Origin of the sequence: Acinetobacter sp. CIP 64.2, assembly GCF_000369645.1 — a bacterium.
GTDB lineage: Bacteria > Pseudomonadota > Gammaproteobacteria > Pseudomonadales > Moraxellaceae > Acinetobacter.
In genome coordinates this window covers 216,556-237,756 of record NZ_KB850120.1, presented here as the reverse complement: position 1 = coordinate 237,756, position 21,201 = coordinate 216,556, and the positions used below count along the sequence as shown (strand labels likewise).

General features: G+C 44.2%; 20 protein-coding genes and 2 tRNA genes. 11 read left to right on the top strand and 11 right to left on the bottom strand.

All coding sequences use genetic code 11. The features are described 5' to 3' along the window. Positions 1 to 57: 57 nt before the first annotated feature. Positions 58 to 2,409 carry a Tex family protein gene (locus tag F895_RS17585; RefSeq protein WP_005238293.1) on the bottom strand — a complete coding sequence of 784 codons (2,352 nt, stop codon included), beginning with the start codon at positions 2,407 to 2,409 and terminating at the stop codon, positions 58 to 60. A 395-nt stretch (positions 2,410 to 2,804) separates the two neighbouring features. Between F895_RS17585 and ompR the strand changes: the two genes are divergently transcribed. From ompR to F895_RS17600, 3 genes are all read left to right on the top strand, one after another. Next, entirely contained in the window at positions 2,805 to 3,569 is a 765-nt protein-coding gene (gene ompR / locus F895_RS17590; protein ID WP_004657337.1) for an osmolarity response regulator transcription factor OmpR, read from the top strand. Between the two features lie 17 nt (positions 3,570 to 3,586). Then, positions 3,587 to 5,044 carry an ATP-binding protein gene (locus tag F895_RS17595; RefSeq protein ID WP_005238291.1) on the top strand — a complete coding sequence of 486 codons (1,458 nt, stop codon included), beginning with the start codon at positions 3,587 to 3,589 and terminating at the stop codon, positions 5,042 to 5,044. Between the two features lie 293 nt (positions 5,045 to 5,337). Further along, positions 5,338 to 6,852, top strand: a complete 1,515-nt coding sequence (locus tag F895_RS17600) for an acetyl-CoA hydrolase/transferase family protein (protein ID WP_005238289.1) — start codon at positions 5,338 to 5,340, stop codon at positions 6,850 to 6,852. A gap of 47 nt (positions 6,853 to 6,899) precedes the next feature. Here the strand turns inward: F895_RS17600 and F895_RS17605 are convergent, their stop codons facing one another. The 4 genes from F895_RS17605 to F895_RS17620 form a co-directional block, all read right to left on the bottom strand. Continuing rightward, positions 6,900 to 7,637: a class I SAM-dependent methyltransferase gene (locus F895_RS17605; RefSeq protein ID WP_005238287.1), complete on the bottom strand. Its 738-nt coding sequence runs from the start codon at positions 7,635 to 7,637 to the stop codon at positions 6,900 to 6,902. A gap of 95 nt (positions 7,638 to 7,732) precedes the next feature. Then, positions 7,733 to 7,808, bottom strand: a tRNA-Phe gene (locus F895_RS17610). A 140-nt stretch (positions 7,809 to 7,948) separates the two neighbouring features. Then, positions 7,949 to 8,024, bottom strand: a tRNA-Phe gene (locus F895_RS17615). A gap of 103 nt (positions 8,025 to 8,127) precedes the next feature. Further along, positions 8,128 to 8,505, bottom strand: coding sequence for a GNAT family N-acetyltransferase (locus F895_RS17620; protein WP_005238285.1), 378 nt, complete (start codon positions 8,503 to 8,505; stop codon positions 8,128 to 8,130). A 104-nt stretch (positions 8,506 to 8,609) separates the two neighbouring features. On the opposite strand from F895_RS17620, the gene hisB reads away from it, so the two are divergent. From hisB to hisA, 5 genes are all read left to right on the top strand, one after another. Beyond that, entirely contained in the window at positions 8,610 to 9,203 is a 594-nt protein-coding gene (gene hisB / locus F895_RS17625) for an imidazoleglycerol-phosphate dehydratase HisB (RefSeq protein ID WP_000194096.1), read from the top strand. Beyond that, positions 9,203 to 9,820: an imidazole glycerol phosphate synthase subunit HisH gene (gene hisH / locus F895_RS17630; RefSeq protein ID WP_005238283.1), complete on the top strand. Its 618-nt coding sequence runs from the start codon at positions 9,203 to 9,205 to the stop codon at positions 9,818 to 9,820. The genes hisB and hisH overlap by 1 nt, the downstream gene beginning before the upstream one ends. Before the next feature lie 174 nt (positions 9,821 to 9,994). Beyond that, the gene (locus F895_RS17635; protein WP_005238280.1) at positions 9,995 to 10,528 is read left to right on the top strand and encodes a DUF805 domain-containing protein; all 534 of its coding nucleotides are present in this window, start codon (positions 9,995 to 9,997) and stop codon (positions 10,526 to 10,528) included. An 89-nt stretch (positions 10,529 to 10,617) separates the two neighbouring features. Beyond that, positions 10,618 to 11,283, top strand: coding sequence for a 3'-5' exonuclease (locus tag F895_RS17640; protein ID WP_026040122.1), 666 nt, complete (start codon positions 10,618 to 10,620; stop codon positions 11,281 to 11,283). Positions 11,284 to 11,349: 66 nt separating this feature from the next. After that, positions 11,350 to 12,081, top strand: a complete 732-nt coding sequence (gene hisA / locus F895_RS17645; protein WP_005238277.1) for a 1-(5-phosphoribosyl)-5-[(5-phosphoribosylamino)methylideneamino]imidazole-4-carboxamide isomerase — start codon at positions 11,350 to 11,352, stop codon at positions 12,079 to 12,081. A gap of 44 nt (positions 12,082 to 12,125) precedes the next feature. Here the strand turns inward: hisA and F895_RS17650 are convergent, their stop codons facing one another. Next, positions 12,126 to 12,677 carry a helix-turn-helix domain-containing protein gene (locus tag F895_RS17650; protein WP_005238275.1) on the bottom strand — a complete coding sequence of 184 codons (552 nt, stop codon included), beginning with the start codon at positions 12,675 to 12,677 and terminating at the stop codon, positions 12,126 to 12,128. 96 nt (positions 12,678 to 12,773) lie between these two features. On the opposite strand from F895_RS17650, the gene F895_RS17655 reads away from it, so the two are divergent. After that, entirely contained in the window at positions 12,774 to 13,682 is a 909-nt protein-coding gene (locus F895_RS17655; RefSeq protein ID WP_005238272.1) for a DMT family transporter, read from the top strand. Positions 13,683 to 13,736: 54 nt separating this feature from the next. Here F895_RS17655 and F895_RS17660 read toward each other — a convergent pair whose 3' ends face one another. Together F895_RS17660 and F895_RS17665 are read right to left on the bottom strand one after the other, a co-directional pair. Beyond that, positions 13,737 to 14,996, bottom strand: a complete 1,260-nt coding sequence (locus tag F895_RS17660; RefSeq protein WP_005238270.1) for an acyl-CoA dehydrogenase family protein — start codon at positions 14,994 to 14,996, stop codon at positions 13,737 to 13,739. A gap of 12 nt (positions 14,997 to 15,008) precedes the next feature. Then, on the bottom strand, positions 15,009 to 16,259 hold the full coding sequence (locus F895_RS17665; protein ID WP_005238268.1) for an SfnB family sulfur acquisition oxidoreductase: 1,251 nt from the start codon (positions 16,257 to 16,259) through the stop codon (positions 15,009 to 15,011). Between the two features lie 354 nt (positions 16,260 to 16,613). On the opposite strand from F895_RS17665, the gene F895_RS17670 reads away from it, so the two are divergent. Then, positions 16,614 to 18,014, top strand: coding sequence for an LLM class flavin-dependent oxidoreductase (locus F895_RS17670; RefSeq protein ID WP_005238266.1), 1,401 nt, complete (start codon positions 16,614 to 16,616; stop codon positions 18,012 to 18,014). Positions 18,015 to 18,047: 33 nt separating this feature from the next. On the opposite strand, the gene F895_RS17675 is transcribed toward F895_RS17670, so the two are convergent. From F895_RS17675 to F895_RS17685, 3 genes are read right to left on the bottom strand one after another with little or no spacing between them, the layout of a single operon-like run. Beyond that, a complete protein-coding gene (locus F895_RS17675) occupies positions 18,048 to 18,443 on the bottom strand; it encodes a DUF4870 family protein (RefSeq protein ID WP_005238265.1) in 396 nt (131 codons plus the stop codon). Positions 18,444 to 18,465: 22 nt separating this feature from the next. Further along, complete coding sequence (locus tag F895_RS17680) at positions 18,466 to 19,083, bottom strand: DUF1294 domain-containing protein (protein ID WP_005238263.1); 618 nt, start codon at positions 19,081 to 19,083, stop codon at positions 18,466 to 18,468. 9 nt (positions 19,084 to 19,092) lie between these two features. Further along, a complete protein-coding gene (locus F895_RS17685; RefSeq protein ID WP_005238261.1) occupies positions 19,093 to 20,043 on the bottom strand; it encodes a homoserine kinase in 951 nt (316 codons plus the stop codon). Between the two features lie 101 nt (positions 20,044 to 20,144). Between F895_RS17685 and hisF the strand changes: the two genes are divergently transcribed. Then, positions 20,145 to 20,903, top strand: coding sequence for an imidazole glycerol phosphate synthase subunit HisF (gene hisF, locus F895_RS17690; protein ID WP_005238260.1), 759 nt, complete (start codon positions 20,145 to 20,147; stop codon positions 20,901 to 20,903). The last annotated feature ends 298 nt before the right edge of the window (positions 20,904 to 21,201 follow it).

The following is a 21,201-nucleotide window of genomic DNA, read 5'->3' as shown; positions in this document are numbered from 1 at the left end:
ATGCTATGACTTAAAATAAATAAAAGCCTCCGAAGAGGCTTTTATTTATTGGATCAATTACTTAGAACCTTTAATCCCTGCTTGTAATAACAAGGCACCTAAACCACCAATTTTTTGCTCTTGTGGTTTTTCAGCTTTTGGCTTGTGCTGTTGCGGACGTTTATCCCCATCTTTACGTGGCGGACGTTGACCTTGTGGCTTACGCTCTGAACGTTCAGTACGATCTTGCGGTGGACGCTGCGAGCGAGCCGCCTTGGCTGGTGCAGCACCTTCGGCACGCATACTCAAATTCACGCGGTTACGTTCCACATCGACCTGCATGACACGGACTTGTACGATTTGACCTGGTTTGACCACTTTATGTGGATCAGCTACAAATTCATTTGCCAATTCAGAAATATGCACCAAACCATCTTGATGTACGCCCACATCGACGAATGCACCGAAGTTGGTGACATTGGTCACTACACCTTCAAGCTGTAGGCCTTCAGTCAACTGCGCAACTTCGGTAATGTCTTCACGGAATTTTGCAGTACGGAATTCTGGACGTGGATCACGACCCGGCTTTTCCAATTCAGCTAGAACATCTTGAATGGTTGGTAAACCAAATTTGTCATCGACAAATTCATCGGCTTTGACTTGGCGAATGATCTCAGTATTACCAATAATGTCTTTCACCGTTGTCGCTTTTGCTGCAACAATTTTTTCGACCAAACCATAACTTTCAGGATGAACGGCTGAAGCATCTAATGGCTCTGAACCATTTTGAACACGCAAGAAGCCCGCAGATTGTTCAAAAGTACGCTCACCTAAACGGGGTACTTTTTTCAATGCCTGACGGTTATCAAAACGACCATTTTCTTTACGGTATTCAACAATTTGCTGAGCAATCGACTTATTCAGACCCGCAATATAGGCCAAGATCGCAGGTGAGGCAGTATTCACGTCCACCCCCACGGCATTCACACAGTCTTCAACCACCGCATCCAATGTTTTTGCGAGACCAGTTTGGTTGACGTCATGTTGATATTGACCCACACCAATTGATTTTGGATCGATTTTTACCAGTTCTGCCAACGGATCTTGTAAACGGCGTGCAATTGACACTGCACCACGAATCGATACATCCAGTTCAGGAAGCTCTTGTGAGGCCAGTTCACTTGCCGAATAAACCGATGCACCCGCTTCACTTACGGTAATACGCGTCAATTTGAGATCAGGATTGGCTGCCATCATTTCTGCAACCAATGCTTCGGTTTCACGACTTGCCGTTCCGTTACCAATCGCAATAAGTTCCACGTGGAACTCTCTGCATAAACGTGCAAGTTCCGCAAGTGAACCTTCTTTATCTTCTTTTGGTGCAAATGGATAGATGGTGCTATGTGCCAAGACATCGCCAGCATCGCTCACCACAGCAAGCTTTACACCTGTACGAATACCAGGGTCCACACCTAAGGTAGTACGGCTACCCGCAGGTGCGGAAAGTAATAAATGACGTAGGTTTTCAGCAAACACATCCATGGCTTCAGCTTCAGCAGCCAAACGTTTGTCGGTTAATAATGAATGTTCGATTTGTGGACGAATCTTACCCAACCAGAATAGTTTTGCGGTCTGTTTTAAATAATCCTGACGGCTTTGGGGTTGAGTTTGTTCAAGATTATATTCAGTCTCAATGCGAGCTAAAGGCGCTTCATCTTCGCCATCCACTTTCAAGCCCAAGACATTTTCTTGACGACCACGCAACATCGCCAACAAACGATGTGATGGCACTTTGTTCAGGTTTTCTGAAAACTCGAAATAATCACGGAACTTTTTGCCGACTTCTTTTTTCTCATCAGAAGCCACTGTACTTTTCAATACCGCAGTTTTAGCAAAAGTTTGTTTTAATTCAGTAGTTAAAGCAATATTTTGTGCCCAGTCATCAATCAGGATATGCTGAATTGCATCAAGCTGGCTTTCAACATCTGGATACTCTTCGTGGCTAAAGCCAGCCAAAGCTTCAGTTGGATCAACTTGCTCGCTAATAATTTTCTCAGCAATCGCACCCAGCCCTGCTTCTTTCGCTTTAAATGATTTACTGGTGCGTTTTGGACGGTATGGCGCATAAATTTCTTCTAATGCATTTTTGGTTTCTGCTGCATTCACACGCGCTAATAAATCATCGTTTAATTTATCTTGTTCTTGTAAAGATTGGATTACCTTCTCACGACGCTCATATAAATCACGTAAATAAGTTAAACGTGTATCGAGTTGACGTAATTGCGTATCGTCTAAGCCTTGCGTGACTTCTTTACGGTAACGTGCAATAAAAGGAACGCTGGCACCTTCATCAATTAAACGAATAGCAGCTTCTACTTGGTTTGGACGTACGGCAAGTTCATTTGCCAACTGCTGAACTAAGTCAGTCATCGTGATTGATTCCACAAGGGTTAAGTCTAAAAGCACTGATTATAAAGTTCATGGCTATAAAATCCACCATTGTTTTTTTGAATATTGTGTTTTAATCCTGTTTAACTTTTATTCAGCCCAGCAGAATTGTCGATTCAGTACCCAGCGCACGCAAAAATCTCAGTCCTCAATCTTTTATGCAAATCTTTGAATGTTTCTAAAATACCAAGTTTTTTTCGCCTAAATATTGATAAATAGGTTGATTGTCATCATTTTGCCTGTATATATTTGGTATCTATCTCTTGATTTTATTGGCAATATTTGTTGCTTTATAACATAGCCAAAACTGTGCAATGAATCGTATACTTCTTTGCATTGCTGAAAGACGATGACAATAAACGATAAAGGAGCACATCATGAGTTTAGTTGTACCTGCTGAATCGACGGAAACCGTACACCATGAGACAGACCGAGTCGAACGCATTTTAGTGGTCGATGACGATGTGCGCTTGCGTACGCTTTTACAACGCTTCCTCGAAGATAAAGGTTTCGTAGTAAAAACTGCTCATGATGCAACACAAATGGACCGTTTACTGCAACGTGAACTGTTCTCGCTTATTGTGCTTGATTTCATGCTTCCCGTCGAAGATGGTTTAAGCATTTGCCGCCGTCTACGCCAATCCAATATCGATACACCAATCATTATGCTCACCGCTCGCGGTAGCGACTCTGACCGTATTGCAGGTTTAGAGGCAGGTGCTGACGATTACTTACCAAAACCGTTTAATCCGAACGAATTGCTGGCTCGTATCCGTGCAGTATTACGTCGTCAAGTTCGTGAAGTTCCAGGTGCACCAAGCCAACAAGTTGAAGTGGTCAGCTTTGGCCCCTGGTCTTTAGATCTATCCACGCGTACATTGACCCGTGAAGGTCAGGTGGTTACGCTAACAACAGGCGAGTTTGCCGTTCTGAAAGCTCTGGTTCAACATCCACGTGAACCGTTAACACGTGACAAACTGATGAATTTGGCACGTGGCCGTGAATGGGGTGCAATGGAGCGTTCAATTGACGTCCAAGTCTCTCGTTTACGTCGTTTAATTGAAGATAACCCTGCTCGTGCGCGCTATATCCAGACCGTTTGGGGTGTAGGCTACGTTTTTGTTCCAGATGGCGCAGAATAAGCTTAGGAAATTAAACGTTGAAACTTGAACCCATTGATCCACAAGAATTTACTGACTTCGCGGCTTATTCAGAAAGGCCTCGAACCCAATGGGAACGTTTTTTAGATAAAATCAAACCACGTTCCGCAGCCATGCGTACCACCATTTTGGTACTGTTCATGGTGTTCTTTAGTCTTTTTATGTCCTTGTGGTTCTTTTGGCGAACCCTCTATCTTCCAGAACTGCAGCAACATGCCCGTTATCTGGCGATTGAATTAGAACTGGTCAATAATCCAGACATCCGTATCCTGCATCGTGATAATGAAGTGGATGTCGACACGTGGCTCAAAAATCGGATTGGTATTGAATATATTACCGATCCAGCCGAATTCCCAAAAGTTGAAGACAAATTCCTCGCAGAACTGTTTACCAATCAGATTGAACAGAAGCTAGCTAACGAACTTGGTGTCAAAGACGTTACTGTTTATTTTAAATTTAAACCGATTCCTCGAATCTGGATTCAAACCCCGGAAATGAATGGTAACTGGGTACGAGAACCATTAAAAACCTATACCAACTATAGTGTTGAGCTGATCGCAGGTTGGCTCTTTGGTGTCCCAATTGTCTCTTCCATTATTATTTTAATTTTGGTTCGTCAAATGAACCGACCTTTGCGTCGCTTACAAAATACGGCCAATAATTACAGTAAGACAGGTAAAGCGCCTTATTTAGATACCAATCATGGTCCACTCGAAATCCGTCAGGTGAACCAAGCCTTTAACCACATGGTCTATACGCTAGAGCAAACCGAACGTGATCGTCAGATTATGCTGGCAGGGATCTCGCATGACTTACGCACGCCACTTACGCGGATTCGTTTAACTGCTGAAATGCTCCCCGATGAGTTTTTCCGTGAAGGGCTGATTTACGATGTGGATGATATGGATGCAATTCTGAATCAGTTCATTTCCTATATGCGTGATGGTTCAGATGAAGAACTCACAGAGACCAATCTGAATACCCTATTGCAAGAACTGGTGGTGCAATTCAAACCACTGGATATTCGTTTTGAAGCACAAGAGTTACCGATCATTCCTGCACGTAGCTTGTCTTTAAAACGCCTGATTGCCAATCTGGTCAATAATGCCAAACGTTATGGTGCAGAACCGATTGAATTATCGGCCAGTCATGTCGACGACCATATTCTGATTACGGTAGCCGATCATGGCGAAGGGATTCCACCCGATCAGGTAGAAGAGTTAATGCAACCTTTTGTTCGTGGCAACTCAGCACGAACAATTCAAGGCAGTGGCCTGGGCCTAGCCATCGTGAAACGTATTGTAGATATTCATCAGGGGCAGATCAGCATCCGTAACCGTGATCAAGGTGGCCTAGAGGTGGTAATTTCTCTACCGATTCATGCTGCGACGCCTAGCGATGAACCACAAAATAATGCGATTGATAAGATCAAGCAAACCCTAACGGGGCATTTTTAAAGTTAGCTGATCAGCCGCGTCTGTCATGCCTGTTCGACTAAAGTCTGCAATCCAATGAATGCCGGATTGATAGCTTTGATTCGGTTTGCTGCTGATTCAAATCAAACAAACGCCCTGCCCTAAAGTGTCTTTCCTGTATAAATTCAAGCAAATATCACACAGAAAATAAGCAACTGAAAAGCAGGTGAATAAAGCGTATGCAGCTGTATTAGACCTTAGCCTTATTTCAATTCACTTTTCATGTTTTAGCGCTAAAATCCATAGCCAATGAAAAGCAATATTGAGAATGGATGATGTCTTTAAGTCGTATTCGTCTTGCAGCACTGCATGACAAAGTGATGAGTGCAGAGCAGGCAGCTCAGTTTATTAAAAATGATATGACGGTCGGTATGAGCGGTTTTACCCGTGCGGGCGAAGCCAAAGCAGTCCCACAAGCCTTGGTTGAACAAGCTAAAAAAAATCCGTTAAAAATCACATTAATTACCGGTGCAAGCCTCGGCAACGACTTAGACAAACAATTGACGGAAGCAGGTGTGCTTGCGCGTCGTATGCCATTCCAAGTCGACAATACCTTACGTCGTGCCATTAACAACGGCGAAGTAATGTTTATTGACCAGCATTTGTCCGAGACCGTTGAACAAATGCGTAATCAACAATTGAAACGCCCAGATGTGGCCGTGATTGAAGCAGTTGCGATTACTGAAGACGGTCACATCGTCCCAACTACCTCTGTTGGTAACTCAGCGAGTTTTGCCATTTTTGCCGAAAAAGTCATTGTTGAAATCAATACCTCACTCAGCGAAAACTTTGAAGGCTTACACGATATTTACATCCCCACTTATCGCCCAACCCGTACCCCGTTGCCTTTAACGCAAGTAGATGATCGTATTGGCTCAACAGCGATTCCAATTGATCCAGCAAAAATCGTGGGTATCGTCTTTAACGATACAGCTGATTCACCTTCAACCGTAACGGCACCTGATGCCGAGACTCAGGGTATTGCCAACCACCTGATCAAGTTCTTTGAACAGGAAGTCGCTGCAGGTCGTTTAGCGAAAAACCTTGGCCCATTACAAGCAGGAATTGGCTCAATTGCCAATGCAGTGCTTACTGGCCTGAAAGATTCAAATTTTGAAGATCTGGTCATGTATTCAGAAGTTCTTCAAGACTGTACCTTTGAATTGATTGACGCAGGTAAGATGAAATTCGCTTCTGGTAGCTCTATTACTTTATCGGCTCAATGTGGCGAACGTGTTTTTGGCAATCTTGAAAATTACAAAGACAAATTGGTGTTACGCCCGCAAGAAATTTCAAACCATCCTGAAATTGTGCGTCGTCTAGGCATTATCGGCATTAATACTGCACTTGAGTTTGACATCTATGGCAACGTGAACTCAACCCACGTTTGCGGTAACAAAATGATGAATGGTATCGGGGGGTCAGGTGACTTTGCCCGTAATGCACATCTTGCGATCTTCGTGACCAAATCCATTGCCAAAGGTGGTGATATCTCATCAATCGTGCCAATGGTGAGCCATGTTGACCACAATGAGCATGATGTTGACATTTTAGTGACTGAAGTCGGGCTTGCTGACTTACGTGGCCTAGCACCACGTGAACGCGCACGCGTGATTATCGATAACTGTGTGCATCCACTGTATCAAGGCGCACTCAACGATTACTTTGACCGTGCGTGTGAACGTGGCGGGCATACCCCACACATTCTACGTGAAGCACTGTCTTGGCATGCCAACTTTGAAGAAACAGGTCATATGTTAGCACGTGTGGATATTGCTAAATCGGCATAATCCCCTCTCTTCATAAAAAGCATGCTTCGGCATGCTTTTTTATTTTCCTATCCTGAAGTAGTTAGGCGCCCGACTCTGAGCAAAATTGGAAAGGTGACTCCAATGGGTTGCTGTTGCTGTAACAGCCCCTGTAAGCTCAGCAATGGGCTCTCATGCTGTTGATCTTGGTAATGCTTTACCGCAGACCAGGTATTTAAATAATCCCACAACTGCTGTCCTGTCCAGCGTAATTCAATCTGAAACGCCGGCATTGAAACTTCCTCAAAAGGAAATGGAATCGATTGATAATGCTCATCAATATAGCGCCGCTCTGTATCCCAGAAGCCGTTTAAGGTCTGATAATAAAGTTGTCGTATCCGATCATTCAAAAGCGCGTCATCAAGCGCTAATAAGCCATAACCAATCACTGCAATCACGCCTTCTGGTTTGAGCGTTCGTTTCACTTGTGCGTAGAATTTTTCAAAGTCAAACCAGTGAATCGCCTGCGCAACGGTAATCAAGTCAAAATAATGGTCTGGAAAAGTGCACTGCTCCGCCGCTTGCTGTAAATAGCTAACATTACTTAAGGCAGGCGCTTGATCGAGCTGGTTCTGGCTCAGGTCAGTTGCAATCACCTGTTGAAAATAGGGTGCGATCAGTTGGGTTAACTGGCCCGAGCCTGCACCGCAATCCCACGCTCGTGCCCGTGTTTTCACCTGCAGTAGCACCGCCTCAATCATCGATTGCGGATAACTTGGTCGTGCCTGTTGATAAAGTTCACTCTGCTCAGAAAATAAGTCTTTCATGATGATTTATTCTTAAGTGTTGACTTTAATTCACTATAGCAAATTTTTTTTGACATAAAAAAAGCCCCAAACTTTCGTTTGAGGCTTTTTGAATATGGTGGCGAGACCCAGGATCGAACTGGGGACACACGGATTTTCAATCCGTTGCTCTACCTACTGAGCTATCACGCCAATGGGGTGTATTAAGCCGTATCTCAGGGCAATAGTCAATAATTATCATGAGCTTTTGATTTGAATGCACATTTTTCACGCAATCAATTTTAAGGCAAAAAAAATCCCTGATGGGATCAGGGATTGAAAATACAAATTTATGGTGGCGAGACCCAGGATCGAACTGGGGACACACGGATTTTCAATCCGTTGCTCTACCTACTGAGCTATCACGCCAAAGTGGGCGTATTAAACAATGTTTGCCTAAGCCCGTCAAGCAAATTTGTGGATTTTTCTCTTAAGCGCTTATTTTTACTCCAAAGAGCAGGCTAAACAGCGTTTAGATTTTCCCAATATGCGATAAACAGCGATGGATGGCCCCACACCCTGGTTCAAACTGTTTAACCCCTTGCTCTTCTTCCATACGGCATACTTCTTCAACCAAGCGTTCTGCCACCCCACGCCCGCGATTGGCAGGATGTACCACAATATATTCCAAAACACGGCTTTCACCTTGTCCTGTTGCCCAAATTGCACCTATAATTTTGGTGTTAAATTCAGCGGTATAAACTGTGGTATATTGCTGTAGATTTTGTTCAAGTTGTTCCATTGCATCTTGCCCATCGCCAAACTCTGGGCTGGTATCGTAAAGTCGCTCGAGCTGAGTACGAATCCCTGAATCTTCCAGAGAACTGTAAGCATGTACGGTAATAGGCATTGATTAACCCTCCTGAGCAAACTATGATGCTGTCACTTTTTCGTCACAGCGAAACTATCGGTTTTTAATTCAATCATTTTTGACGTTTTTTGAGGAACGTGTCCATGACGCAACGTATCAGTGAAGTGGTAAGAAATACCAACGAAACAAAAATTCGAGTTCGTCTCAATCTCGATGGTACTGGTCAAGGCACACTCAACACTGGAGTTCCATTTTTAGACCATATGATTGATCAAATCAAGCGCCATGGTCTATTTGATATTGATATTCATTGTGATGGCGATCTGGAAATCGATGACCATCACACCGTTGAAGATTGCGGAATTACCTTGGGACAAGCCTTTGCACAAGCTTTGGGCGATAAAAAAGGCTTACGTCGCTATGGTCATTTCTATGCACCGCTAGATGAAGCATTGTCTCGTGTGGTGGTGGATCTGTCTGGTCGTCCAGGCTTATTCATGGATATTCCATTTACCCGTGCCCGGATCGGTACGTTTGATGTCGATTTATTTTCAGAGTTCTTCCAAGGTTTTGTCAATCACGCACTGATGACATTGCATATTGATAACCTAAAAGGCAAAAACAGTCACCACCAGATTGAAAGTGTATTTAAAGCCTTGGCACGTGCATTGCGTATGGCCTGTGAAATTGATCCACGAGCAGAAAACACCATTGCTTCAACCAAAGGTAGTTTGTAATGACCCGGATTGCTTTACTTGATTATGGCATGGGTAACCTGCACTCTGCGGCAAAAGCGCTAGAGCATGTCGGGGCGACAGTAGACGTGACCAATGATCCTAAACTCATTGCCAAAGCTGATAAGATTGTGTTTCCAGGTGTAGGCGCAATGCGTGACTGCATGCAAGGTATGCGTGAAGCAGGTATTGATGAGGTGGTGCGTCAGGCAGCCTTCAACAAGCCTGTTCTGGCAATTTGTGTAGGTATGCAAGCCCTCCTGCAAAGCTCGGAAGAAAATGGCGGTGTTGATGCGCTTGGTATTTTCGATGGTGTGGTTAAACATTTCCCTGAAATTCCGAATTTAAAAGTGCCACACATGGGCTGGAACCAAGTGCATCAACTTGATCCAAGTCATCCGATGTGGAATAACATTGAGCAAGATGCGCGTTTCTATTTTGTGCACAGCTATTATGTCGAACCAAAAGATACAGCCGTCACTGCAGCAACCTGTGATTATGGCCTGAACTTCTGTACGGCGATTCATAAAGACAATTTGTTCGCAACACAATTCCACCCAGAGAAAAGTCATACCGCTGGCTTACAGTTGTTAAAGAACTTTGTGGAATGGAAAATTTAACTTTCTACTAGAACCCAAAACCACCGATCCAAAATCAAGCCAATCAATATTGGCTTGATTTTTTTAATTGTTCTTTTCTATTTATTTTCAATACTATTTTGCTTATCATGCAAGCGATTTGAATAAAAACCAAACAGCGTATCCTTAAAAAATTAATCAATATAGGAACTTAAAATGACCGCTAATTTTCAAGCCAATGATTCAGGTTTTAGCGCAAATGGGCGTTTTGGCAGACTCTCTTATTTAGGCTGGAATATGCTCCTTGGACTTTCCATGTTGGTCCTTGGTATTATTGCTGCGATCTTCATACCAGCGTTTAGTAATTCTTCTACAGGTATTTTGGTCTACCTCTTAGGTGGCGTTTTTATCATTATTTATATCGCTGTCCTCTACTACAGTTTTATTTTCTCTATCCGTCGCCTACATGATCGAAATCAAACAGGATGGTTATCACTTTTAATGCTGATTCCACTGGTGAATTTCTTGTTTTTTATTTATTTAAGTTGCGCAAAAGGAGATGAGAATACAAATAATTATGGCGCTCCCCGTATTACACAGGGCTGGGAAAAAGTTTTAGCCTGGATCTACATCATCCTGATCCCAATTAGTATGTTAATTCTCGCGGCGACTGCCATTCCTGCATACCAAAGTTACATCCAGAAAAGTCAGCAACTGCAATTTGAACAACAACATCCTTATGCCGAATAAATATTTCGCAGGACAACAAGCCAAGTGAAAAACTTGGCTTTTGCATTTCCATAAAACCGTTTAAGCTCAGATAAATGACTTGGTTTTTAATGCAGATGGATACCCCCAAACACCTCCCCGTAACCAAAGAATACATCCGTAGTTTGCCTGTATTTGCAAACCTCGCCACTGAAAACATTCTGGTCATCCAAACCCTTGAGCAATGTCTAGCACTGCAAGCTGAACTCGATGCCATCCGGATCTTTGGTTTCGACACCGAGTCTAAACCCACCTTTAAAGTCGGTGAACAATCGACAGGCCCTCACCTGATCCAGCTTGCCACAACGCAGAAAGCTTATCTCTTCCAAGTCAGCGCTGAAATTTTGGATTTTCTTCGTCCCATTCTCGAAAATGAACAACAACTCAAAGTCGGTTTTGGGTTAAAAAATGATGCCCATATCTTTCGTCGTAAAGGCATTCATCCCAATGCCATGATTGATCTGTCCAAAAGCTTTGGCAGTTTTGGTTATCGTAGCCAAGTCGGAATTCAAACAGCGATCGCTCTGCTTTTCCAGCGCTATTTCGCCAAGAGTAAAAAAATCAGTACATCTAACTGGTCGGTTAAACATCTGAGCCCGCAACAAATCCATTATGCCGCCGCAGATGCCTATGCTGCGCGGCTGTGCTTTGAGCAACTGTATCAGCAACAATTGCTGACGCCTCAATTACAACAACAAATCATGCAAATACTGGCAGGTTCAGCAGACAAGGCTTAGCGATTGATCAATACTTTGCTAATATGTAGCCAATTTAAACTCTATGATGATGCAAGGAGCGAAAGCATGCTAATCATCCCAGCAATTGACCTGAAAGATGGTAAATGTGTCCGTTTGAAGCAAGGACGTATGGAGGACGATACTGTTTTCTCTGAAGACCCTGTAGCAACTGCACAGCATTGGGTGGATGAAGGCGCACGTCGTTTACATTTAGTCGATTTAAATGGTGCTTTCGCAGGTACGCCAATTCACAAACCCGTGGTCGAAGCAATTGCACGTGCACAACCTGAACTTCCAATTCAGATTGGGGGTGGTATCCGTTCGCTTGAAACCATCGAACACTATTTGGAAGCGGGCGTTTCTTTCGTGATTATCGGCACCAAAGCGGTGAAAGAGCCTGAGTTTGTTGAAGAAGCATGTAAACGCTTCGCAGGCCATATCATTGTTGGTATTGATGCCATCAATGGCATGGTGGCAACCGATGGTTGGGCCAATGTTACTGATGTAAAAGCCACTGACCTTGCCAAACGTTTTGCAGATGCAGGTGTCTCCAGCATCGTGTATACCGATATTGCACGTGACGGCATGATGCAAGGTGTGAACGTGGAACAAACCGTGAACCTGGCCAACTATTCAGGTCTGCCTGTGATTGCTTCTGGCGGCGTCACCAATCTAGATGATGTACGTCATTTAAAAGGCAAAAAAGGTATTTTAGGTGCCATTACTGGTCGTGCTATCTATGAAGGCACATTGAACCTACGTGAAGCACAATTATTGCTAGATGAAGACCGCCTCTAAGCAGTTTGGTCTATGAAGTTACCTACACGGGTAACTTCTTTGCCTTAATACAGTACATTGCGAATAAATTTTAAAGGCTGTTTCGAACGGTTGGCATAACAATACTGAATAGAGCTCTCAAATAAAGTCGACTCGCCGGCCTGAAGCACACGAATTTCATGTTCAAACGAAATCGTCAACTCTCCCTCCACCACATAAATCAACTCTTGCCAGCCTATTTGATCTGGCTCAGCCTGATAGACCTCACCCACAGCCAAAGACCATGTCCATAATTCGACTTGTGTTTGGGTCGGTACTGCAGCCAACAGCGTGGCATGGCTTTCAGCCTGTTGACCTTGCCACGCCAAGGTATTGACGATGGCAGATTCACTCAGCTCAGATGGGCTGACCAGCTTTTTAAAATCGACGGCTAATGCAATCGCAATTGCATCAAGCTTAGCCAGACTAATATTGACTTGACCGGTTTCCAGAGCGGCTATGGTACGGCGACTCACACCCGCTCGATCTGCTAAATCTTGCTGGCTGAGCTGACGTTCCGTACGAAAAAGACGAATATTCTGCCCAACATATTGCAATACGGTCTCTGAATGACTCATTCATTCCCACAAAGAAAATAAAAAACATGAGCAATATATTGCACAAAACCAATAAGCAATGCAATATGTGCAGTATATTGCACTTTACTCACAAGGATGGCTACATTGACCGCTTTATCTCAATCTCCTAAAGCCGCACAACTCGCACTTATTTTGATTACCATGATTTGGGGGGGTACCTTTTTAGCGGTGCAATATGCGCTGAATTTTAGTAGCCCAATGTTTTTTGTCGGCTGTCGTTTTGCAGTCGCGGCCTTAGCCATTTTCTTGATTTCAATCAAATCCATGCGTGGCCTAACCCTAAAAGAGAGCTTGGCAGGTACAGCCATCGGGATTGTAATTGCGATTGGCTATGGCACTCAAACCATTGGCTTACAAAGCATTCTGAGTAGTGAGTCGGCTTTTTTAACTGCGCTGTACGTGCCCCTTGTCCCCATTCTGATGTGGGTGATCTTCCAAAAGATGCCGTCTATGATGACTTGGGTCGGCACGGCACTGGCCTTTACCGGTTTAATCTTGTTAACAGGTAATGGCTTTTCCAGTATTAACTTTAGTTATGGTCAAGTACTGACACTGATTTGTGCTTTTGTGATTGCACTCGAAATTATCCTGATTGGTTATTTCGCGGGGAAAGTCAATCTAAGACGGGTCACGGTGATTCAGTTGGCCGTGGCCTCATTGCTTTCATTTGCCAGTATGCCTTTGGTCGGTGAACACCGTATCCCTGATTTTTCATGGGAATTGCTGATTATTGCCGTGGCATTAGGCTTAGCCAGTGCGTTAATTCAGTTTGTGATGAACTGGGCACAGCGTATGGTCGATCCAACCCGTGCTGCGATTATTTATGCGGGTGAACCGGTTTGGGCAGGTGTCATCGGGCGTATTGCGGGGGAACGTTTACCCTTATTGGCCTTATTTGGAGGATTGTTGGTGGTACTGGGCGTATTCGTCAGCGAATTAAAATTTAAATTCTTTGCGAAGCAACAACTGCCAGAAAATAAATAAATATCGGAAAACGCACAATAGTTTTCATTCAATACCACTACTGTGCGCTGATCACTAAACCGGGACTTGTTTTTGATTCGCCGCAACAGGACTATTGCCAATCTGCCAGACATAAGGCAAAGGTGCCTGATTCACTTCCCAGTCTCCAATCACTTTCTGTTTATACACCAATGGATTGTGTGAAGCGATCACACGCGCATTGCGCCAAAAACGGTCTAATTGCTTGTCGGTGCTACTGGCCGATGCCCCCAAGGCATTAAACAGCTCAGTGCTCAAATTGAGTACCAATTCCGCAATCACCACCTGACCTTGCGCCGATACTAATTCAGCATGCTCATTGGCCGCTAACTCCAGCTGTTGATCATTCTGAAAATGCTGTAAATACGCTGCATCTAAGGCTTCCGCAGTGTTAAGTGCAATAGTTTGCGCCGCATAAGCCTGTGCAGAAGCTTTACCAATCACTTGCAGGATTTGTGCATCGTCACGGACCAGACTGGCATTGCCATGACTATAGATTCGGGTTCGTTGACGCACTTCCTGCTTAAAGTTCTGTACTGCACTTTGCGCAATACCCGCCAGAGTGGCTAGATGAACCACTTGATAAAAGGCAGTTTGGTATTTAAAGCGGTTTTCAAACACCAGAATATGATCTCGAGCAATCTCTACATTGTTTAAGCTCAGTGTACCGCTGCCCGTAGTTTTTTGCCCAAAGCCATCCCAATCATCCACAACATCAATGCCTTCAGCTTGAGTAGATACCGCCGCAATCACATGCTGATGAGTGGTTTCATCCAAAGCGAACAGGTCAATCCAGTCCGCGAATATCGTACCTGTAGAATAATACTTCTGACCATTGATACGGAGTTTTCCATCCTGTGCTGCTGTCACTCGGGTCACGACATCGCCGATTTCGACTTGACCAATTTCGGTCCACGCATTCCCCACAATCTCACCACGGACAAAGCGCTCAAACCATTGCGTCTGTACTTCAGTTTTTTGTGCATTTAAACGGTCTTCGACAAAGGCAAAGTGCCCCCTTAAGGCCTGAACCACGTTGGAATCTGCCTGAGCAAGTTCAATCAATAACTGAAATAACTGCTTTTGCGAAACCCCATCACCACCAAAAGCCACAGGCACCCGTACCGCGCCAAAGCCCGCCTGTTTTAACCATTGAATTGCTTCATAGGGCAGGATTCGATTTTTTTCCCGTGCTAAAGCGCCTGCTGCAATGCGCTGAAAAATCGGACGGAACTTCGCCGCCACCTGCTCATAATGTGCACCCAAGGCAAGATTTTGATTACTTTGACTGGTCATAATACTGCCCTCTTAGCTCCAGGCATGACGTGGCAGTGCCACACCATTCAGATAATAATTACCCACCAGATTAAACTTCCAACGTACGGGGTCATGTAAGGTATGGGTTCGTGCATTACGCCAATGCCGATCCAGATTCAACTCCGATAAGGTTGAGCGCGTACCCGATAACTCAAATAATTTATTGGCCGCCAACAATGCAATTTCAGTGGTCAGCACTTTCGATTCAGCCGTCAGTAAGGTCGCTTCGGCTACGGTGTCTTCGGTCGGATCTGCTAAAGCACGATCAATGGCTTCGCCTGCCAAGGCTAAAACCGCCTCGGCTGCACGCAGTTTAATTTTCAGTTCACCGATATTGCTAATGGTATAAGGGTCTTGGCTGGCATGTTCCACACCTGAGTCAATCCAAGGGCGGGCATGCTCGCGCACATAGCGAATGGTTTCTTCAATGGCCCCGCGTGCAATCCCCGCATCCACAGCAGATTGAATAATTTGCGAAATGGCACCTGCTGCGGTGGGGCGTTCAAACGCCTGATGAATTGGAACAACGTATTTCAAATCGACTCGCACCTGATCCAGCTGCACGCTGCCACTGGCGGTGGTGCGCTGCCCGAAACTGCTCCAGTCATTCACGATGGTCAATCCAGACGTATGTTGCGGCACCAGTGCAGCAAATACTTTGCCATCATCACTGACCGCAACCACAGGAACCCAATGGGCCAACAAAGCCCCCGTGGCAAAGAATTTCTGACCATTAATCACCGCATAATCATCATGAAATTCAATTTTGGTGGTCAGATCTGCCACGGTTTTCGAGTTTTTCTCAGAAAATGCATTGCCTAAGCGCTTACCTTGCAGCACTTGTGTAAAGAAGAATTGCTGCTGTTCCAGTGAGGCATCCAAACGGATATGTTCTAAGAAGGCCCAATGATTTTGGGCAATTTGCCCTAAAGATGAATCTGCACTGGAAATAATGGTCACCACCTCAGCAAGAGTTTTATAACTCACCCCTGCACCCCCGAACTGTTTCGGAATATTGATGCCCCACAGACCAGAGGCTGAATATTGCTGGATTTCTTGCAAGGGCAGCTTGCGTTCATGATCACGCTGGGCGGCGCCTTTGGCAAAAGCAGCCGCTACGCGATGCGCCACAGCAATGGCTTCTTGATCTGAAGCAATCACATGTGCTGAAGTATTATTCAGATAAAAATCGGGTGGAATACTCTGTGCATCTTCCAGTTTTATTTCTATTTTTGAGGTCATTATAAATACTCATTTTTCAGTTATAAAAATAAACTAGCACTATTTTTATTGCCTATTTATAAGTTAAATTTAGAAACAAATCTTTTTATTTTAAATAACCTTCAGCTGCCACTTATTTTTTAAAAATATTCATTTAAAATCAATGGATAAATAAATTTTATAGAATCCCCCTCCACCAGAGCACCCTCACTTTTATACAAAAACAACCTTTTGAATTTAATTGGAAATAACCACAAAAATAAAAGATCGGCATGCAATCCAAAATATTCATGATAAACATTGATTTTTTTATGATTAATCAATTCGATCTTTTTTAATTAACATCAATAAAAAGATTTAATTTAGTAAAGACCAATGACCAAGAAAATTAGATTTAATGCCTTTGAAATGAACTGTATTGCGCATCAATCACCTGGATTGTGGCGTCACCCTTTGGATCGCTCAACTGAATATAAAGATCTTGCGTATTGGACCGATTTGGCCAAAATCTTAGAGCGTGGCAAGTTTGATGGTGTGTTTATAGCCGATGTTTTAGGCATTTATGATGTTTACCATCAATCCGCTGAACATGCGCTCACAGGTGCTGTGCAAGTTCCGGTCAATGATCCTTTGCAAATCGTGCCTGCTATGGCAGCCGTGACCCAACATTTGGGCTTCGGCCTCACCACCTCGATTTCTTTTGAACACCCATATCCTTTTGCACGGCGCATGAGTACCTTGGATCATCTGACCAAAGGTCGTATCGGCTGGAATATTGTCACTTCCTACCTTGAAAGTGGTTCAAAAAACTTAGGTCTTAAAACCCAAGTCAGCCATGATCAACGTTATGACATCGCCGATGAATATTTAGAGGTTCTCTATAAGCTTTGGGAAGGCTCTTGGGAACAAGATGCGGTGTTGCGTGATAAAGAGCGCGGTATTTTTGCAGACCATCGTAAAGTCCATCCGATCAATCATCAAGGTCAGTATTTTAGCGTTCCCGGCATTCATATTTGCGAACCGTCACCGCAACGCACCCCTGTACTCTATCAAGCAGGTGCCTCTAGTCGCGGCCAGTTATTTGCCAGTCAAAATGCCGAATGTGTGTTTATTTCTGCCCCCACTAAAGCTGCCGTGAAAAAACTGGTACAAGGCATTCGGTCCAACCTAGTTGAACAAGGCAAAGATCCCCATTCGGTTTTAATCTACACCATGCTGTCGATTGTGGTGGATGAAAGCGATGCCAAGGCCCAAGCAAAATTTAAAGACTATCAGAGCTATGCCAGTTATCACGGTGGACTCACTTTAGCCTCGGGCTGGTCGGGTGTCGATTTTTCGCAATTCCATGCCGAAGACAAAGTTGAATATATTCATACCGATGCGATTCAATCGATGCTCGATTCTTATGTCAAAGCCGACCCCAATCGAGTTTGGACCATTGAAGAGATCGCCAAATTTATTAGTATCGGTGGCAATGGTCCGATACTGGTCGGCTCGGCTGCAACTGTGGCCGATCAACTGCAAGCATGGGCGGAAGAAACCGATATTGATGGCTTTAACTTGGCCTATATTTTGGCGCATCAAAGCTTTGAAGATGTGGTGGAATATTTGGTGCCTGAGTTGCAACAACGCGGTGTCTATGCAACTGAGTATGCTGCAGGAACACTACGTGAGAAACTGTTTGGTCAAGGTCCGCTACTGACAGAACCACACCGTGGGGCAGGCTATCACTCTCTTTCAACAACGAAAGCCGTCAATCATCCAGAACTCGCTTAGTGCTTTACTGCCCCAAGCGAGTGCTGATCGATGTTAGTCTTGATACATCGGTTTATTGTCATTTAAGGCAATCAAGCCACGGATGGCACGATACACAATCCATACCCATGCCCCAAAAATCACGGCAAAGGCGAAAGTGGTTGCAGAAATCGCCACACCAGCAAAGGCAGTCTCATTGTCCCCTGTCAAGAACAGGAACGAGAACGGAATAAAGGCAATGATATTCCAAGCCAAATACCACCAGAAGGTGCGGATTTGCCAAGTAAAGTGACTTTCAAAAATTGAACCTTGTACGTCACTGCGTTTGACATAGTTGATGATCAAGGCAATGATCGCCAATAGACCACCGGTAAAAATCGCAATGATATAAAGCACATACAACACTAACGTTAACGTACGGTTTGGATCTTGATCAACGGAATAATTCATTTTTATTTATCTCCAAACTCCGTCAATAGAACACATTGAGCGGAGAAATTAGCCAACATATCAACAATATATGGAAGACTATGGTACAGAAATAAATCTTACCAAACGGTTGTTTTTGTGTTTTATGTCTCAGTTTTTGCTGCGCAAGCCAACCCCCACACCATCCTCCCAAAGAATCCACGATATGCAAAGTTTGCTCAGGAATACGCCGATTGCCCAATTGTGCCGCCTCTTTGTCTTGGGCATACAGCCAATAGCTCAACACATTCATCAAGCTGACAAACAATAAGGTATACGGCGGCAGTAATTTGCTAAAGCTGGCAATCACCATAAAGACGATATAAATCACAATCGCAATCTGCATCGCTGACCAAGGTTTAGAAGCCGTAGGCTTTACAGCTTTGGCTTTATGTTCGAACACTTGCGATGCTTTAAGATAAGTCGCCTGCTGAGCACGATAACGACCACGCTCGTCCAGAATAACCACATACTCCACAGCACAGCCCACAAGCGGTCGTGGCCCCGTACGAGCAAAGTCTTTAATATGAATAAAAACACGGTCTTTATGCGCATCATTCGGTTGAATAAAACCATAACCTTTGTCATCAAACCATTCAACTAAGCGACCTTGATCTCGCATCTCTGTTTCCTAAACTGTGATTCGTTGTAAACGGTCTTGCAACATCATACGCATTTGCAGCGGATCTTTTTGCAAAATGTCATCGCCAGTACGGCCCTGCTCGGCATTTTTCTGTGCCACTTGTAAACGCATGCTCCAGAAACGGCACGCCGCCATCGCCAAGAAAATGTTTAAACAGGCCAGCTCATCAGCGGTGAGCTGACGAATGCGTTGATAAGCCGAGAGAAAAGCATCTGCCTTGGCTTGATCTAAATGGGCTTGCGGATAAGCCGTACAGAAGTCATTGATACTGATCGCAATATCAAACAACCATTCATCCTGATTTAATTCATAAAAATCAAGAATACCTTGCAATTGATCGCCTTCAAACAGCGTGTTATCCCGAAATAGATCCGAATGAATAAAACCCGTCGGACGATCAGGATGCTGTTGCGTGATCTGTGCAAACTGCTGGAACACCTGTGCCAATAGCGCCTGATCTTGCGCATTCATTTGCGGCTTGAGCTGTGTTGCAACCTCTGACCAGTACTGGTGATTACGATTAAAATCACGTTCTAAAGGAAAGTCCTGCAAAGCCAAATGCAATTTTGCCTGCGCCTGTGCAATCGCCTGAATTTGAACAAGGCTGGCATCTTCAGGATGCTCACCCATCAAGCGTGGTGCAATTTGCGCAGGCTTATCGGCAATAGTATGAATGGCCTGAGCACTATGCTTTAACGGCACCGCCACAGGCACACCTGCCTGACCCAAACAATCCAGTACAGGTACCAGTTCACCCGCACCTTCAGCATCTAATTCTTCAAAAACCGTTAAAACATAGTGTTTCTGTGATTGATCCACCAAAAAATAATTGGTGTTTTGAATACCGCCTTGGATTGGAATCAGGTCAATCACCGCTAAACCATACGGCTCAGCAAAGGCTTGAACTTCTTCTAAACTCAACGGGGTATAAACCGACATGGAAAACCTGCAAAAAATAGCTGTGAAGTTTGATAGAATACCTGTTCCCTCCATGAAGGTGTAGCACCCCTTTCTTTATTGGCGATTTTTTGGAAAATTTTATGCTCGCAAAACGTATTATCCCTTGCTTAGATGTTGATAATGGTCGAGTCGTCAAAGGCGTTCAATTCCTTGATATTCGTGACGCAGGCGACCCTGTCGAAGTGGCGCGTCGATATAACGAACAAGGTGCCGATGAAATTACCTTTTTAGATATTACTGCTACCCATCATGGACGCGACACCACATATCGCACAGTAGAACGTATGGCAGAAAGCGTTTTCGTGCCATTAACCGTCGGTGGTGGTGTCCGTAAAGTTGAAGATATCCGTTTGTTACTCAATGCTGGTGCCGATAAAGTCAGTATCAACTCGGCAGCGGTGTTTACCCCAGAGTTTGTGCAGGAAGCTTCACAACGTTTTGGTGCACAATGTATCGTCGTGGCGATTGATGCCAAAAAAACGGGCGAAGACAAGTGGGAAATTTTTACCCACGGCGGTCGTAAGCCAACAGGCATCGATGCGATTGAATGGGCAGTAAAAATGGCCGACTTCGGTGCAGGTGAGTTGCTGATTACCAGTATGGATGCCGATGGTACCAAAGCGGGCTATGACCTTGCCTTAATGCGTCAGATCAACGATCGCGTCAATATTCCAACTATTGCCTCAGGCGGTGTCGGAAATTTACAGCATTTGGCGGACGGCATCTTAAAAGGTGGCGCAGATGCGGTATTGGCAGCATCTATTTTCCACTTTGGTCAACATACCATTCCAGAAGCAAAACAATATCTGGCTGCACAAGGCATTGAAATGCGTCTTTAATAAAATGAACCATCAAAAGCCTCTCACTGGAGAGGTTTTTTTATTCGAACATCGCTTTATGCAGACAAAAAAATACCTTGCTAAGCAAGGTATGGAAACTGCGTTATACAACGCTAGAGGGTAAACATCACACGGTCAATTTGAACAAATTCTGAGCATTTAAAATGCTTGAGCTAAATTAGCGAGAAAATGCACAAAGATATTGACATCAAAAACCAATTTTATTGACAATTTACGACATGAGCTTTTTTTTGCCACGAGGATGCGTCAATAAAAACAAGGCTTCCCTCGATTATTG

Bases quoted from the DNA above. Each gene is read 5' to 3' on its own strand.
- ompR (WP_004657337.1), top strand. From the start codon at position 2,805: ATGAGTTTAGTTGTACCTGCTGAATCGACGGAAACCGTACACCATGAG.
- F895_RS17680 (WP_005238263.1), bottom strand. From the start codon at position 19,083: ATGCGAGATCAAGGTCGCTTAGTTGAATGGTTTGATGACAAAGGTTAT.
- hisA (WP_005238277.1), top strand. From the start codon at position 11,350: ATGCTAATCATCCCAGCAATTGACCTGAAAGATGGTAAATGTGTCCGT.
- hisB (WP_000194096.1), top strand. From the start codon at position 8,610: ATGACGCAACGTATCAGTGAAGTGGTAAGAAATACCAACGAAACAAAA.
- hisH (WP_005238283.1), top strand. From the start codon at position 9,203: ATGACCCGGATTGCTTTACTTGATTATGGCATGGGTAACCTGCACTCT.
- F895_RS17685 (WP_005238261.1), bottom strand. From the start codon at position 20,043: ATGTCGGTTTATACCCCGTTGAGTTTAGAAGAAGTTCAAGCCTTTGCT.
- F895_RS17675 (WP_005238265.1), bottom strand. From the start codon at position 18,443: ATGAATTATTCCGTTGATCAAGATCCAAACCGTACGTTAACGTTAGTG.
- F895_RS17600 (WP_005238289.1), top strand. From the start codon at position 5,338: ATGTCTTTAAGTCGTATTCGTCTTGCAGCACTGCATGACAAAGTGATG.
- F895_RS17605 (WP_005238287.1), bottom strand. From the start codon at position 7,637: ATGAAAGACTTATTTTCTGAGCAGAGTGAACTTTATCAACAGGCACGA.
- F895_RS17665 (WP_005238268.1), bottom strand. From the start codon at position 16,259: ATGACCTCAAAAATAGAAATAAAACTGGAAGATGCACAGAGTATTCCA.
- F895_RS17585 (WP_005238293.1), bottom strand. From the start codon at position 2,409: ATGACTGACTTAGTTCAGCAGTTGGCAAATGAACTTGCCGTACGTCCA.
- F895_RS17620 (WP_005238285.1), bottom strand. From the start codon at position 8,505: ATGCCTATTACCGTACATGCTTACAGTTCTCTGGAAGATTCAGGGATT.
- F895_RS17670 (WP_005238266.1), top strand. From the start codon at position 16,614: ATGACCAAGAAAATTAGATTTAATGCCTTTGAAATGAACTGTATTGCG.
- hisF (WP_005238260.1), top strand. From the start codon at position 20,145: ATGCTCGCAAAACGTATTATCCCTTGCTTAGATGTTGATAATGGTCGA.
- F895_RS17655 (WP_005238272.1), top strand. From the start codon at position 12,774: ATGGCTACATTGACCGCTTTATCTCAATCTCCTAAAGCCGCACAACTC.
- F895_RS17635 (WP_005238280.1), top strand. From the start codon at position 9,995: ATGACCGCTAATTTTCAAGCCAATGATTCAGGTTTTAGCGCAAATGGG.
- F895_RS17650 (WP_005238275.1), bottom strand. From the start codon at position 12,677: ATGAGTCATTCAGAGACCGTATTGCAATATGTTGGGCAGAATATTCGT.
- F895_RS17640 (WP_026040122.1), top strand. From the start codon at position 10,618: ATGCAGATGGATACCCCCAAACACCTCCCCGTAACCAAAGAATACATC.
- F895_RS17660 (WP_005238270.1), bottom strand. From the start codon at position 14,996: ATGACCAGTCAAAGTAATCAAAATCTTGCCTTGGGTGCACATTATGAG.